This is a genomic window from Vibrio navarrensis (assembly GCF_000764325.1).
Taxonomy (GTDB): Bacteria; Pseudomonadota; Gammaproteobacteria; order Enterobacterales; family Vibrionaceae; genus Vibrio; species Vibrio navarrensis.
In genome coordinates, this window is the sequence record NZ_JMCG01000001.1 from 3,187,747 (window position 1) to 3,203,407 (window position 15,661).

Here is a 15,661-nt window from a genome sequence, read left to right on the forward strand (position 1 = left end):
TTACGTTTTAATAGAACCAAGATTAACTCGACTTTGATTCATAAACAAAAACCAAAACGTAGAAAACCGAAACAACTCATAGTTTTGAAAAACATACTTCGAATTTCGGCTATCCAAGACCGTAAAACTAAAATCAAATTTCTGATTGAGCCAACCGCCCTAACCTCGCTCTTACGCGAGAACTGATTGAGGCAATTCTCTGAATTTTCAGCGTCAAAGAATAAGTGTCCGGAAAACAGCGCCCACTGAAGCCAACTTGCCGACAAACTCGAAACTAACAAGCCGAGGGAACAAATAAAAATGATAACCCACTGATTTTTCTTGATTAAGCATAACGCCCGCTTAAGGGGCAGCCAACGCTACTACCAACTTACCGCATAACACCGTAATCATAAAAACCAACGCATAGTAAAAATGCCGCGCGTTGGCTGTCCCTCTTGAAGCGTTTGTTATGTGCCATTATACTAATGTTTAACTATGTAATACATTGTACAACCAAAGGTGCTGTTATGAGAACAGAAATGCTAAGTACTCGCATAGACCATGATACCAAAGTTGCTTTTACTAGCATTTGTGACGAAATGGGTCTTAGTACATCACAAGCTATTAAAATTTTTGCAAAAGCCGTGATTAATCATGGTGGTATTCCATTTGACTTACGTGTGCCTCAACCAAATGAAACAACGATTTCTGCAATGAATGAACTTGTTCAAGGCCATGGGCATAAAGCAGAATCTGTTGACGCTATGCTTACTGAGCTAACTGAAGGCAAAGTTAAGAATGTATAGCTTAGAATACTCAACACAATTCAAAAAAGACTTCAAAAAAATCACCAAAATGCCGATTTCGGACATCATTGAAGTCGGCAACATCATATCAAAGCTACAAAGAGGCGAAAAACTCGACCCTAAAAATGTTGATCACCCTTTAACTGGCGGATGGGTTGGATTCCGTGACTGTCACGTTAAACCAGATCTAGTGCTCATTTATCGCATTTTTGATGGCCAGCTCCAGTTAGCAAGAATTGGCTCTCATAGTGATTTGTTCTGATGAACCTTAGTGGCACATAACGCCCTGTTAAGTAGTGAGGCATGCGCTACAAAAGCTTCCGCAACACTACGTAATCACCAAAACCAACGCAAACCAAAAATGCCACGCATGCCGAATCTGCTTGAACAGTTTGTTATGCCCGTGCCTTTTGCTTACTGAGATTTTGAATCCTGCTTACTTTGAAAAAAGCTCAAATTTTTGGGCATATAAAACTGACAAGCCTGCCTATCTGCTGTAGTTGGCTGCTCCCAAGCTCCGCATAAATCCTTGTCATTCTCTTTTGTTCGAGTGAATTGCTTACATTTCCCACAACGTTCCATCGAAGCCAGTTCCAAGTTGTTTCAATTTAAACTCGACAATAACGTTGTTAGTAACCTTGCAATTTGATTAAGCCCAAATTTAACGAAAATTGTTAATTATTGAGTAAATTACGACAAGGGCATAACGCCCTGTTAAGGAGTGAGGCATGCACAACAAAAGTTACCGCATCACTACGTAATCACTCAAACCACCGCAAACCAAAAATGCCACGCATGCCGAATCTGCTTGAACAGTTTGTTATGTGCGGACCAAATTTGCAATCAATTACATTTTTGCCCCTCGATTACAAAGTTTTGTACAGAACCTTTAAGAACGACCATTATTCTGAAAAGGAAACCTCAACCTTTGCTGTGCTAAGACCTTTCAACAACCCATTAATGTTAAACTCAATTTCCAATGGAATTGTGACCACACCTTGTGTTGTCAGTTCTTGAGCTAGCATCTCAATAGACCCTTTCACAATGTCCGTGTTCATATGCAATACTTGCACGAACTTCGGTACATCAGTAGATTGAGTAAATTCAATTTTTATCTTGGGCATAACCTATATTACTCCCTAGCACATAACGCCCTGCTAAGGGGTGAGCAATGCGCTACGAATGCTACCGCACACCGCCTTAATCACAAAACCCACCGCATACTGAAAATGCCACGCATTGCGAATCCCTCTTAAGCAGTTTGTTAGCTTAAATTTCAACGTCTTAGATTTACCAAACCTGAGATTAACCTGATTTAGGAAACTGGCAAACCACTTAAGTTTGAAAACCCGAAATTTTTGATAAATCATTTTCGGAAAACTCAGAGCGAACGCAAAACTTCCAAAGCGACTTTGCGCCAAACTGGCTAACCTCGTGTAGCCCCAAAACCCAATTGAGACAACAACTCAAAATTCACGTTGGCAAACAATGCTGATTTGCCGAAATAACCTGAACGAACTGCCAAGGGAAGAAAAACAGGCTGCAAACAATTGATTTTCATTATTTTAAGCTAACGCCGCGTTAAGGGGCGCAGGCACGCAATACAAAAGTGACCGCATTACGCCTTAACCACTAAACAAACTGCAAACCGAAAATGCCACGCGTGCCAAGTCCCTCTTTAACGCTTTGTTAGCTTTCGTGGGAACAAGGTTTTACTACGGCCCGACTCCAGCTTAATACTTATGACGCGCTATTATTGCCTGCTGTTCTGCTATCCGAACAGATTCATCTAAATGTTTAGTTTGATTGGCTAACTCTTGCGCTTGCTTCGTCATTTCCTCTCTCTGTTCAACCAAAGCCGCTGTATTTTCCTTAAGCTCAACTCTTTGCAAAAAATATCCGATGATCAACCAAAGGAATGCTACTGGAGCTGTTATTCCCGCTAAGAAATCTCCCCATTCATTGAGGTTCATTTTTGCTGCATTATCCCATTTTATAACAACCAGAAATGCAAAGCATACAATCCATATGGCCGTAATAACCGAGCCGAAGATCTCGATTTTTTTCAAATTTAATACCTCTCGAATTGAGCAAAGCTAACGCCCTGCTAAGGGGTGAGCAATGCACTGCTAAAGCTACCGCACACCGCCTTAATCACAAAACCCACCGCATGCTGAAAATGCCACGCATTGCGAATCCCGCTTAAGCAGTTTGTTAGCTTAAATTTCAGCACCTTAGATTTACTAAGCCCGAGATTAACCTGATTTGGGAAACTGGCAAACTGCCTGAGTTTTGAAACCCGAATTGGTTCAAACTTTGTAACTGTTCATTTGCTTTGAAAAACAATAAATTTTGATAACACACGTTCAGAAAACTCAAAGCGAAAGCAAAACTTCCAAAGCGGCTTTGCGCCAAGCTGGCTAACCTCGCGCAGCCCCAAAATTTAATTGAGGCAACTGCTCAAAAATCACGTTGGCAAACAATGCCGATTTGCCGAGAAATCTGAACGAACAGCCAAGGGAAGAAAAAACAGGCTACAACCAATTGATTTTCATTGTTTTAAGCTAACGCCCTGCTAAGGGGTGAGCAATGCACTGCAAAAGCTACCGCACACCGCCTTAATCACAAAACTCACCGCATGCCAAAAATGCCACGCATTGCGAATCCCTCTTAAGCAGTTTGTTAGCTTAAATTTCAGCACCTTAGATTTGCCAAAACTGAGATTAACCCGATTTGGAAAACCAACAAACCACCTGAGATTTAAAACCCGAATTGACTCAAACTTTGTGGCCTTTCGTGCGATTTGAAAACTCGAAAATTTTGATAAATCATTTTCGGAAAACTCAAAGCGAAAGCAAAACTTCCAAAGCGACTTTGCGACAATCTGGCTAACCTCGAGCAATCCCAAAATCCAATTGAGGCAACAGATCAAAACTTGCATTGGCAAACAATGCTGATTTGCCGAGAAACCTAAACGAATTGCCGATGGAAGAAAGAAAAAGCCGCAACCAATTGATTTTTATTGTTTTAAGCTAACGCCCTGCTAAGGGGTGAGCAATGCACTGCAAAAGCCACTGCACACCGCCTTACTCACAAAACTCACCGCATGCTGAAAATGCCACGCATTGCGAATCCCGCTTAAGCAGTTTGTTAGCTTAAATTTCAGCATCTTAGATTTACCAAGCCTAAGATTAACCTGATTTGAAAAGCCGGAAAACCACTTGAGTTTTGAAACCTGCATTGACTCAAACTTTGTTGCCTTTCATGCGATTTGAAAACCCGAAAATTTTGATAGATCACTTTCGGGAAACTCAAAGCGAAAGCAAAACTTCCAAAGCGACTTTGCGGCAAACTGGCTAACCTCGCGCAGTCCCAAAATTCAATTGAGGCAACAACTCGAAAATCGCGTTGGCAAACAATACTGATTTGCCGATAAACCTGAACGAATTGCCAAAGGAAGAAAGAAAAAACCACAAACAACTGATTTTTAATGTTTTAAGCTAACGCCCGCTTAAGGGGCAGACAACGCTACTACCAACTTTCCGCATAACACCGTAACCACAAAAACCAACGCATAGTAAAAATGCCGCGCGTTGGCTGTCCCTCTTGAAGCGTTTGTTAGTTTTTGTGCTGCGACAAGAACTGCTCTAACATTTTACCAATCAATTCCGGAGATTCTTGATGCGACGAATGTCCTGTCAATGGGATATTGGCAAAACTACAACCTGTAATTTTCGACTTCAAAGCAGCTGCCTCATCCAACGAAAACAAGAAGTCATTATCACCTCGCATTACTAATGTCGGGCAACTAATTTTTTCAACTAATTTATGTGGATAACCAGATTCTGTTGTATCAAGCCAGACTGCTTTCACAGCGTCTACGAGTTTAGGGAAATCCGGTTTAGGATTTGACGCCTCATATAAAGCAACATCATCGGCAAACCTTGATGACCAAAATTCAGCCGTCAAACCACTTAGTAATTCAACCGATGGATCATCTGCCTCTAATCGCCACTGCGAGCCAAGTGTCACCAAACAAGATACCCTTTCCGGCTCTTGTATTGCTAACCGATAACCTACGATACCACCGTCACTGAAACCAAAAATTGAATATTTATCGATACCCAAATAGCTCAGAACATGCTGAACGTCTTGTTGATATTGCATGTAATTAAGTGGACGATCACCTAAAAGAGACTTCCCGTGACCACGGAAATCTATACTTATCAATTGATAGTCAGCAGCAACATATTTATGAATTGAACTTAACTCATTCAATGAACCAAGACCGCCATGAAGCATCAATAAGGGCTTGCCATCATGATTACCTGAAAGCTCGTAATAAATCTCGGAGCCACTAACACTTACATACCCATTTTTATTTTTCATTTTATCGACCAACTACGTTTGTATTGATTTGACCTGAAAAAACTAACGCCGCGTTAAGGGGCGAATGCCGCCTAACCCCATTTTACGCAGACTATTTTCACCACTTAAATCACCGCATGCTAAAAATGCCACGCGGCATGAGTCCCACTTAAACGCTTTGTTATGCAACATTATGTGGGAAATCAGGATAATCCAACTTTAATAGTTCCTGCTCACTCAGGTTTACATACTTGAACTCAATTGGATCTTCATATAATGGAACCTCAAAGATCCCGCCATATTCTTTAGCCACCTCATTATCAAAGAGCTTATCAATACAAAACTTAAGCCCCATTGTTATTCTTTTATAGTCTTCGATTAAATAATTCATATCGATGATTATTCTCTCAGTCTGTTTTAGATAACTAGAAAACTCATAGAAGCTCATTACTGAAGAATATTCACGGGCACTATACATGAAAAAATCAGCACCTTGATATTCACCCTTATCATTTAATCTATCTATTATATCTCTATGCTGTTGATTTCTTAATGCAATCGATGATATGAGATTTCTATAACTAGATTCAATGTTAATATAATTCATCAAATCCAATGCGTATTTTATATCTTCATCGTCATCAAAGGAAAATTTCGACATACCTTTAACAATAAAGCCATATTTACTAAACTTAATATCACCATACATTGTGGGGACATGTAACTCCGGGATCCTTAATCCTCTTGTATACCTATGATCAATATTAGTTTCTCGATTACACATTTCACATATTTTCTTAATTGAAAAATATCTAGTAGATATAATTTCTATTAACTCCATATAATTATCAATATCTTCTCTTGCTTTTTTCTTTTTTTCGTTCATATCCATATTGTCAAAAGCTGCCATAGCAGCAATACATGTCAGCAAGACTCCAATTAACAGAGTTTTGAACACTTCACTTTCGTTGTGAATTGCTAATACAAATAAAAATAGCCAAGAAAAAAACCATAGAAAGAAATTTCGAAATAAAAAGCTTGACCTTTTCATATTACCTCATGTTGCATAACGCCCTGCTAAGGGGTGAGCAATGCACTACCAAAGCGACCGCACACCGACTTAATCACAAAACCCACCGCATGCTAAAAATGCCACGCATTGCGAATCCCTCTTAAGCAGTTTGTTAGCTTAAATTTCAGCACCTTAGATTTACTAAGCCCGAGATTAACCTGATTTGAAAAGCCGGAAAACTACTTGAGTTTTAAAACCCGCATTGACTCAAACTTTGTGGCCTGTCATGCGATTTGAAAACTCGAAACGAAAGCAAAACTTCCAAATCGACTTTACACCAAACTGACCGCCCCCCCCTCTGGCAGGATAGTTGTCACTGTTAAAATTTAACCAGTCTAGGGCGGTAAGAGTGAATTGTGTCTCGTATTCCAACAGAAAGAAAAGAAGCCATATTGAAGAAGCTGCTGCCTCCATACTCAATGTCAGTGAGCGAACTTTCAAAAGAGGAAGGCATTAGCACTGCAACCCTGTATCATTGGCGACAGCAACTCAGACGTTCAGGAGCCGCAGTGCCAAACAGCAACACTTCATCAGAGCAGTGGTCTGCTCAAACTAAACTCGCCATCGTCGCCGAGACTTACTCGATGACCGAGAATGAACTCAGCCAATATTGTCGTGAAAAAGGTCTGTTTCCAGAGCAAGTCCAACGCTGGCGCAGCGAATGTATGCAAGGCTTCATGTCGAGTAAAGAGCGGGAAGCACAAGCAAAGAAGCAGGCCAAAGCGGATAAGCTTGAAATCAAAGAGCTTAGGAAGGAGTTACGCCACAAAGAAAAGGCGCTCGCTGAAACGGCTGCCCTGTTGGTTCTACGAAAAAAGCTCATAGCCTTTTACGGGGAAGAGCCAGAGGACGACTAACCTCAACCGATGAAAGGCAGCACCTGATTGCTCTTATCCACGATGCCAAGCAAAGTGGTTGCCGCTTAGAGCGAGCTTGTTATGAGGTTCAAATTGACCTGAGAACGTATCGTCGATGGTATCGGCAAGGAGAGGTTCAAGCGGATAAAAGACCGACCTGTGCCAGACCTGAGCCAGCTAACAAGCTCTCTCAGCAAGAGCGTGATGCCATTATCGAGGTGTGTAACCGCCCAGAGTTCGCGAGCTTACCTCCAACTCAAATCGTACCGACACTGCTTGATAAAGGTGAGTATATCGCCTCAGAGTCGAGCTATTATCGGGTACTGAGTGCACAAGGGCAACTTCATCATCGAGGCCGTCAGAGGAGTAGACAAACACAAGCGAAGCCAACGAGTTATACGGCGACAGGCTCGAATCAAGTCTACACATGGGATATCACTTACTTGCCTTCAAAGGTTCGAGGCCAGCACTATTATCTGTACGTCATTGAGGACATCTACAGCCGAAAAATCGTGGGTTATGAGGTGTATGAACGTGAGTGCGGCGAGTTAGCCTCACAACTCCTGCAGCGGACGTTGATGCGAGAGCAGTGCTTCAGTCAACCGCTGGTTCTTCACTCAGATAACGGTGCGCCTATGAAGTCGCTGACGTTCAAAGCGAAGATGGATGAGTTAGGCATTACCTCATCGTATAGCCGTCCAAGAGTCAGTGATGATAATCCGTATGTAGAATCGTTGTTCCGCACGGTAAAGTACATGCCAAACTGGCCGACAAAGGGCTTTGAAAGTCTCGACAGCAGTCGACGTTGGGTTGAAGCCTTCGTGCGCTGGTACAACACCGAGCACAAACACAGTAAGCTAAATTATGTCACGCCTTCAGAGCGTCATAATGGAAAAGATGAAGAGATCTTGAAGCGCCGAGCTGAGGTATTGCTCGCAGCAAAACAGCGAAAACCTGAGCGCTGGCCTGGTGATATCAGGAACTGTGAACCAGTTGGTGAAGTCCACCTAAATCCAGAAAGAGAAGCTGCTTAATAAGCAAGCAAATGATGGCAACTATCTTGAAAAACACCGGACCTCGCTCATTCCCAAAATTCAATTGAGGCAACAGCTCAAAACTTGCGTTGACAAACAATGCTAACTTGCCGAGAAACCAGAACGAATGGACAAAGGAAGAAAGAAAAACCACAAACAACTGATTTTTAATGTTTTAAGCTAACGCCCTGCTAAGGGGTGAGCAATGCACTACAAACACTACCGCACACCGCCTTAATCACAAAACTCACCGCATGCTGAAAATGCCAAGCATTGCGAATCCCGCTTAAGCAGTTTGTTAGCTTAAATTTCAGCACCTTAGATTGATCAAACCTGAGATTAACTTGATTTAGAAAACTGGTAAACCACTTGAGCTTTAAAACCCGGAATGACTCAAGCTTTGTAACCGTTCACTTGCTTTGTAACCATTCACTTGCTTTGAAACCAGTAAATTTTGAGAAATAACTTTCGGAAAACTCAAAGCGAAAACTGAACTGCCAAAGCGACTTTGCGCCAAAGAGACTAACCTCGCGCAATTCCAAAACTCCATTGAGGCAACTACTCAAAACTTGCGTTGGCAAACAATGCTGATTTGCCGAAGAATCTGAGCGAATTGCCAAGGGAAGAAAGAAAAGACCACAACCAATTGATTTTATTTGTTTTAAGCTAACGCCCTGCTAAGGGGTGAGCAATGCAATACGAAAGCTACCGCACACCGCCTTAACCACAAAACCCAACGCATGCTGAAAATGCCACGCATTGCGAATCCCTCTTAAGCAGTTTGTTAGCTTAAATTTCAGCACTTTAGATTTACCAAGCCTGAGATTAAACCGATTTGGAAAACCAACAAACCACTTAAGCTTTGAAACCCGAAATAACGCAAACTTTGTGGCCGTTCATTTACATTAAAAATCAGTAAATTTTGACAACCCGTTTTCGCAAAAATCAAAGCGAACGCAAAACTTCCAAAGCGACTTTGCGCCAAATCAGCTAACCTCGCACAATCCCAGCACTCAATTGAGGCAACGGCTCAAAACTCGCATTGTTAAACAATGCTGATTTGCCGAAAAACCTGAACGAATGGCCAAGGGAAGAAAGAAAAGACCACAACCAATTGATTTTATTTGTTTTAAGCTAACGCTGCGTTAAGGGGTGAATGCCGCACAAACCAACCTTCAGCAGACCACTTTCACCACCAAAAATCACCGCATACCAAAAATGCCACGCGGCATGAATCCCTCTTTAACGCCTTGTTATGTGCCTGGTTTCAAGTACACGCCTTCCTGACGGAGTTGAGTTCGTAAATCTAACATTTGTATATTTGTAACTATCACGGAAAACAGATTTCCAATAGCTATAGCAAACATTAAGCCTGCTGCATATCCATTCCATAACCCGAGATTAGCTTGAATGAGTGTGTTGAATGCCAGACAAAAGAAGATGATACTGGATATGAACATTCTCAACTCACCACAACTAAATTTGTAGGTGTTGTCCGCATAATCATACCTAATTTTTACCTTTGAACTCAGACCGCCAAGTTTTACATACATCGTGCTTTCACCGCTTTCATAAGCAATGTCATTGAGATCCAGTATTTTTTCTATGCGTTCCAACATGATTTTATATCCTTGAAAATTGATTACCTTGAGACTATTACTAAAGACAACCAATTTCATAAGATATTTGGAATTTCACAGCCTAAGTCACGTATACAGGATTAGGCACATAACGCCCTGCTAAGGGGTGAGCAATGCACTGCAAAGGCTACCGCACACCGCCTTAATCACGAAAACCCAACGCATGCTAAAAATGCCACGCATTGCGAATCCCTCTTAAGCAGTTTGTTAGCTTAAATTTCAGCATCTTAGATTTGCCAAACCTGAGATTAACCCGATTTGAGAAACCAACAAACCGCCTTGAGTTTTGAAATCCGAATTGACTCAAACTTTGTGGCATTTCATGCGATTTGAAAACCCGAAATTTTGATATGTCACCTTTCGGAAAACTCAGAGCGAACGCAAAACTTCCAAAGCGACTTTGCGCCAAACTGGCTAACCTCGCGCAACCCCAAAACTCAATTGAGGCAACAGCTCAAAACTTGCATTGGCAAACAATGCTGATTTGCCGAGAAACCTGAACGAGTGGCCAAAGGAAGAAAAAAGACCACAACCAATTGATTTTATTTGTTTTAAGCTAACGCCCTGCTAAGGGGTGAGCAATGCACTGCAAAAGCTACCGCACGCCGACTTAATCACAAAACCCACCGCATGCTGAAAATGCCACGCATTGCGAATCCCTCTTAAGCAGTTTGTTAGCTTAAATTTCAGCACCTTAGATTGATCAAACCTGAGATTAACTTGATTTAGAAAACTGGCAAACCACTTGAGCTTTAAAACCCGGAATGACTCAAACTTTGTAGCTAGTCGTTTTTGGTGAAACCAACGATTTTTCATGGTACATGTTCGGATAAATCAAAGCGAAAACTAAACTTCCAACGCGACTTTGCACCAAGCTTACTGACCTCGCGCAATCCCAAAATTCAATTGAGGCAACAGCTTAAAACTCGCGTTGGAAAACAATGCTGATTTGCCGAGTAAACCTGAACGAATTACCAAGGGAAGAAAGAAAAAAACACAAACAACTGATTTTTAATGTTTTAAGCTAACGCCCTGCTAAGGGGTGAGCAATGCACTACGAAAGCTACCGCACACCGCCTTAATCACAAAACCCAACGCATGCTGAAAATGCCACGCATTGCGAATCCCGCTTAAGCAGTTTGTTAGCTTAAATTTCAGCACCTTAGATTTACCAAGCCTGAGATTAACCTGATTTGGGTTCCTAACAAACAGCCAGAGTTTTAATACCCGAAATGACTCAAACTTTGTGGCATTTCATGCGATTTAAAAACCCGAAAATTTTTATAGATCATTTTCGGCAAATTCAAAGCAAACGCAAAACTTCCAAAGCGACTTTGCGCCAAACTTGCTGACCTCGCGCAATCCCAAAACTCAATTGAGGCAACTGCTCAAAACTCCCATTGCCAAACAATGCTGATTTGCCGAGAAATCTGAACGAACTGCCAAGGGAAGAAAAAACAGGCTACAACCAATTGATTTTCATTGTTTTAAGCTAACGCCGCATTAAGGGGCAAGCAACGCAAACAGCTGAACTCAAACTAACCAGCCGTAACCTCAAATGCCCACCCAAACCAAAAATGCCACGCGTTGATTGTCCCTCTTAAATGCTTTGTTATGTAACTTTACTAACTATTTCAAAGCATTACCACAAACAGCATCGCCAAACACGATTTAACTTACACGAAAAGTCAGCATTGACCCAGTAGAAAAAACTCTGGCAACCACAAAAACAACTTGAGTCTGCGGATCATGACTATAGACAAACTGAACGCAAACTCGCTTTACCATGAAGTTCAGAATACAGACTTGAAGAACAAGAAGACAAAAACCAAATCAACATGAATAAGACTGACTTTACAAACTTTATAAATAACCAATTAAAACAATCAGTTGAAAGTATCGAATATACAAAGTAGAAGCTAAATTTAAAGTAAAGAAACCATAAAAACACTTTAACTTTCAATACATTCTGGTCTTTTTCTCTACGGTTACATAACGCCCGCTTAAGGGGCTGGCAACGCATAACACTAAACTCAAACACAACAGCCGTAACCACTTATGCTCAATGGGACTGAAAACGCTCCGCGTTGACAGTCCCTCTTGAAGCGTTTGTTAGGGCTACCATTTTTTAAACACTGTAGCACTTGGTTTGTTCCTGAGTTTTTGGGAAAGTTCGGCAATTTTCTGTTGCCGAGAAGTTTTTTGCCAAAGCCCTCCGGATATAGGTGGATCAGGCCACTCAAGACGCCACTGGTCTCCACAACACTTACATTTAAAACGCCTATCAAACTGATTTGATGAGGGCTCTTCTACCCAAATGTTGCTGATGACAAGTGCATCACATGCCTTTTGAGATAAAGCATATTTAGAAGGCGATTTAAAACCTCCTAAATGCTTTTTCCCAATACTCACACAGTTATTGCAACTCATAGTAGCCCTAACGCCGCGTTAAGGGGCGCAGGCACGCAATACAAAAGTGACCGCATAACACCTTAACCACTAAACAAACTGCAAACCGAAAATGCCACGCGTGCCAAGTCCCTCTTTAACGCTTTGTTATGTTTGAGCTTTTTTACTTCAGAGTAAAGCAAAAAGGTATGAGTAATGGTCAAAGCAATAAACAAAAGTGGAATAAACAACGAAAATACTGATATCAAAATGTACATTTGTGACATCACTAACTTTTCTAAGATCCCTTCGCTATGACTCCAACCTGCAGCGTGACCATCCGAAAACAACCCAAACGAGCCATAATAGTAAAGTAAGTACATCAATACAGATTCTTTCCAAAAGCCTCTCTGCATATATTTGACAGAGAAATGAGATACAGCAAAAGCTAAAAATCCACCTAATCCCATAAATATAAAGTCAAAAGGATACTTAATGGCGGTTGTAAGAAAAGCGCCTCCAGAAACCGTCACCGCAATAACGAGACCTAGAAGATATGTAACAATCGCATTGGTAATTTTGATTTGATCCATATATCCCCCACATAGAAGGAAGCATTATGAAACAACACACAAAAACTTAGAGCATCAAAATACGCAAAACTCGGTCGACTTCAATATTTGGCTGCGAAAACATAACGCCGCGTTAAGGGGCGCAGGCACGCAATACATAAGCGACTGCATAACAACTTAATCACTGAGCCCAACGCAAATTGAAAATGCCACGCGTGCCAAGTCCCGCTTTAACGCTTTGTTATATGCGTTGTTTAAACTACATAAAAACTGCTTCAACCTTGTTTCCATCAGCATCGCGGACAAATGCCGCATAGTAAGTCTCACCGTACTCTGGACATAAGCCAGGCTTACCTGCACACGAGCCACCAAGCTCCAATGCAGTAGCATAAAACAGGTCAACAGCTTCTTTACTTGGTGCATTGAAAGCAATGTGAGTTCCGTTACCAGAAGAAGCTCCATCTTCACATGGACAACCCACCCAAAACTCAAAATTCTCACCGTAGGCAGCCGCTACATTTTCGATGTAATGCGAACGCCTTACGGATAATGCGGATAGAACTGAATCGTAAAAAGCGACAGCAGATGTCACATTTGAAACACCAACTGAGACATGATTTAGAATCATTTTAAGCTCCCTTTTACTCACAGATTTTGAAAGCATATAACGCTGCGTTAAGGGGTGAATGCCGCCTAAACCAACCTTCCGCAGACCATTTTCACCACAAAAATCACCGCATACCAAAAATGCCACGCGGCATGAATCCCTCTTAAACGCCTTGTTATGTGTATGGTTGTGATATTGTTTCACGAATTAAGGTATGTTCACTCGCTACAACTTTCATAAAACCTTCGATGAGATTTCGAATAAGAACTATCTCATGTTTTTCAAATACTCGATGAGGGTTCGCTCCCATCAAGACTGATTGTTTGCCTGTTAATCTGTAATCGCGAGAAGCTGCATCTGAATGTGCAACTGAGCTATTTCTCCTTTCGAGAACTGACTCATGAAAACATTTCATTTCATTTCATCAGGCAGCGTCTCAAGCCAGGACTTTGTCAACTCATCGTATTTACTTTTGAGCTTTTTTGATTCGTCTTTACCAAGACGAGGGTAAGAGTATGCGCTAGCGAAATTTCTAGCGTAAGTGACAATAAGTGAAATCGTAAGGGCCTTACATAGAATACTGTCTGAGTCTTCAATTACTTCGAGTTCGTTACAAAAATCTGTACATTCACAAAGATCATCAAAAGATGAGTTAAGTCTCTGATAGTAATGTTCATTTATTTCCATAGATTCACCATCTCATCATACACATAACGCCCTGCTAAGGGGTGAGCAATGCACTGCCAGAGCTACCGCACACCGCCTGAATCACGAAACCCACCGCATGCCAAAAATGCCACGCATTGCGAATCCCGCTTAAGCAGTTTGTTAGCTTAAATTTCAGCACCTTAGGTTTACCAAAATTGAGATTAACCCGATTTGGGAAACCGACAAACCGCTTGAGTTTTAAAACCCGAAATGACTCAAACTTTGTGGCCGTTCATTTGCTTTGAAACCAGTAAATTTTGAGAACTCATTTTCGGAGAACTCAAAGCGAAAGCAAAACTTCCAAAGCGACTTTGAGCCAAGCTTGCTAACCTCGCGCAATCCCAAAACTCCATTGAGGCAACAGCTCAAAACTTGCGTTGGCAAACAATGCTGATTTGCCGAGAAACCTGAACGAATTGCTAAAGGAAAAAAGAAAAAGCCACAAACAATTGATTTTAAATGTTTTAAGCTAACGCCCGGTTAAGGGGCAACCAACGCTACTACCAACTTTCCGCATAACACCGCAACCACAAAAACAACGCGTAGTAAAAATGCCACGCGTTGGTTGTCCCTCTTGAACCGTTTGTTATGTGTTTGTTTCAATTGGACTTTCACATAATCACTAAAATAATTACCGACCACATTTTGAATAATGAAAAGCTCTACCTCGAATAGTGCTCTTTTCTTTTTTGGCATAATGATAGAATTTCAATCCTTTCTGCTGTCGTTGATGATTGCCATTTGAGTATGTCATTGAGTGTTCTGAAACATCCTAAACAAATGTCATTTTCATCTAGACTGCAATGCCTATTACAAGGTGATTTAGGATCTTCACTTTCGGTTTCATTTACGTTAACCATAGTTAATATCCCTTTATAAACAATATCTTGTGATAGAAAAAGTTATTGGAATTTGGCCTTACACATAACGCCCGCTTAAGTGGTGAGCAACGCAATACGATGTTACCGCACACCACCTAAATCACTAAGTTTACCGCAAACCACAAATGCCACGCGTTGCGAATCCGTCTTAAAGCGTTTGTTATGTTTAAGCTTCAAGGGCTTACGTTTTACAAAAACCAAGATTAACTCAGCGTTGACTCACAAACAAAAGCCAAGACCTAAAAAACTGAAATGACTCATAGATTTGAAAAACAACTTCAAATTTCGACTGTTCAAGCCCAAAACCTAAGATCAATTTTCTGATTGAGCCAACCACCCTAACCTCGCGCTTACCCGAGAATTGACTGAGGCAACTCTCTGAATTTCCAGCGCCAAACGAAGCCAACTTGCCGACAAGCGCAAAACCTACAAGCCGAGGGAGCAAAGAAAAGATACAACCAACTGATTTGACGTGATTAAACATAACGCCCGGTTAAGGGGCAGACAACGCCACTACCAAGCTTCCGCATAACACCGTAACCACCAAAACCAACGCATGGTAAAAATGCCGCGCGTTGGCTGTCCCTCTTGAACCGTTTGTTATGCTTAAACTTCAAACACTTAGGTTTAAGTAACCATTAGAATAACTCAGACTTTCAAACCAACCCAAGCACCAAAATCCGTTAACCTGATCGAAACCATGATTTGAATAAAAACCACGCTAAATTCACTACGATCAAAAGAAC

General features: G+C 41.4%; 11 protein-coding genes. 3 read left to right on the forward strand and 8 right to left on the reverse strand.

The window, feature by feature from the left end:
• Nucleotides 1–509 precede the first annotated feature (509 nt).
• Nucleotides 510–788 (forward strand): type II toxin-antitoxin system RelB/DinJ family antitoxin, encoded by a 279-nt coding sequence (locus EA26_RS14175; protein ID WP_032480862.1) that lies wholly within the window; start codon nt 510–512, stop codon nt 786–788.
• A complete protein-coding gene (locus EA26_RS14180) occupies nt 781–1,050 on the forward strand; it encodes a type II toxin-antitoxin system YafQ family toxin (RefSeq protein WP_039428600.1) in 270 nt (89 codons plus the stop codon). The genes EA26_RS14175 and EA26_RS14180 overlap by 8 nt, the downstream gene beginning before the upstream one ends.
• A gap of 640 nt (nt 1,051–1,690) precedes the next feature.
• On the opposite strand, the gene EA26_RS21895 is transcribed toward EA26_RS14180, so the two are convergent.
• The 4 genes from EA26_RS21895 to EA26_RS14210 form a co-directional block, all read right to left on the reverse strand.
• Nucleotides 1,691–1,912, reverse strand: coding sequence for a hypothetical protein (locus EA26_RS21895; protein ID WP_039428561.1), 222 nt, complete (start codon nt 1,910–1,912; stop codon nt 1,691–1,693).
• 609 nt (nt 1,913–2,521) lie between these two features.
• Nucleotides 2,522–2,857, reverse strand: coding sequence for a hypothetical protein (locus EA26_RS14195; RefSeq protein ID WP_052079777.1), 336 nt, complete (start codon nt 2,855–2,857; stop codon nt 2,522–2,524).
• A 1,549-nt stretch (nt 2,858–4,406) separates the two neighbouring features.
• The gene (locus EA26_RS14205; RefSeq protein ID WP_039428608.1) at nt 4,407–5,177 is read right to left on the reverse strand and encodes an alpha/beta fold hydrolase; all 771 of its coding nucleotides are present in this window, start codon (nt 5,175–5,177) and stop codon (nt 4,407–4,409) included.
• A gap of 160 nt (nt 5,178–5,337) precedes the next feature.
• Nucleotides 5,338–6,114 carry a hypothetical protein gene (locus tag EA26_RS14210; protein WP_152593701.1) on the reverse strand — a complete coding sequence of 259 codons (777 nt, stop codon included), beginning with the start codon at nt 6,112–6,114 and terminating at the stop codon, nt 5,338–5,340.
• A 470-nt stretch (nt 6,115–6,584) separates the two neighbouring features.
• Between EA26_RS14210 and EA26_RS14220 the strand changes: the two genes are divergently transcribed.
• Nucleotides 6,585–8,119, forward strand: a protein-coding gene (locus EA26_RS14220; protein WP_404975831.1) for an IS3 family transposase whose coding sequence is annotated in 2 segments (ribosomal slippage) — nt 6,585–7,038 and nt 7,038–8,119 — 1,536 coding nt in all. Because the reading frame shifts where the segments join, the coding sequence is not laid out codon by codon here.
• Nucleotides 8,120–9,372: 1,253 nt separating this feature from the next.
• Here EA26_RS14220 and EA26_RS14230 read toward each other — a convergent pair.
• The 4 genes from EA26_RS14230 to EA26_RS20805 all read right to left on the reverse strand — a co-directional run bounded on the left by EA26_RS14230 (nt 9,373) and on the right by EA26_RS20805 (nt 14,894).
• Complete coding sequence (locus EA26_RS14230) at nt 9,373–9,738, reverse strand: hypothetical protein (RefSeq protein ID WP_039428613.1); 366 nt, start codon at nt 9,736–9,738, stop codon at nt 9,373–9,375.
• Nucleotides 9,739–12,251: 2,513 nt separating this feature from the next.
• A complete protein-coding gene (locus EA26_RS22515; protein WP_226978408.1) occupies nt 12,252–12,740 on the reverse strand; it encodes a hypothetical protein in 489 nt (162 codons plus the stop codon).
• 238 nt (nt 12,741–12,978) lie between these two features.
• The gene (locus EA26_RS14240) at nt 12,979–13,347 is read right to left on the reverse strand and encodes a VOC family protein (protein ID WP_039428616.1); all 369 of its coding nucleotides are present in this window, start codon (nt 13,345–13,347) and stop codon (nt 12,979–12,981) included.
• 1,349 nt (nt 13,348–14,696) lie between these two features.
• On the reverse strand, nt 14,697–14,894 hold the full coding sequence (locus EA26_RS20805; RefSeq protein ID WP_081947082.1) for a DUF1289 domain-containing protein: 198 nt from the start codon (nt 14,892–14,894) through the stop codon (nt 14,697–14,699).
• Nucleotides 14,895–15,661 lie beyond the last annotated feature (767 nt).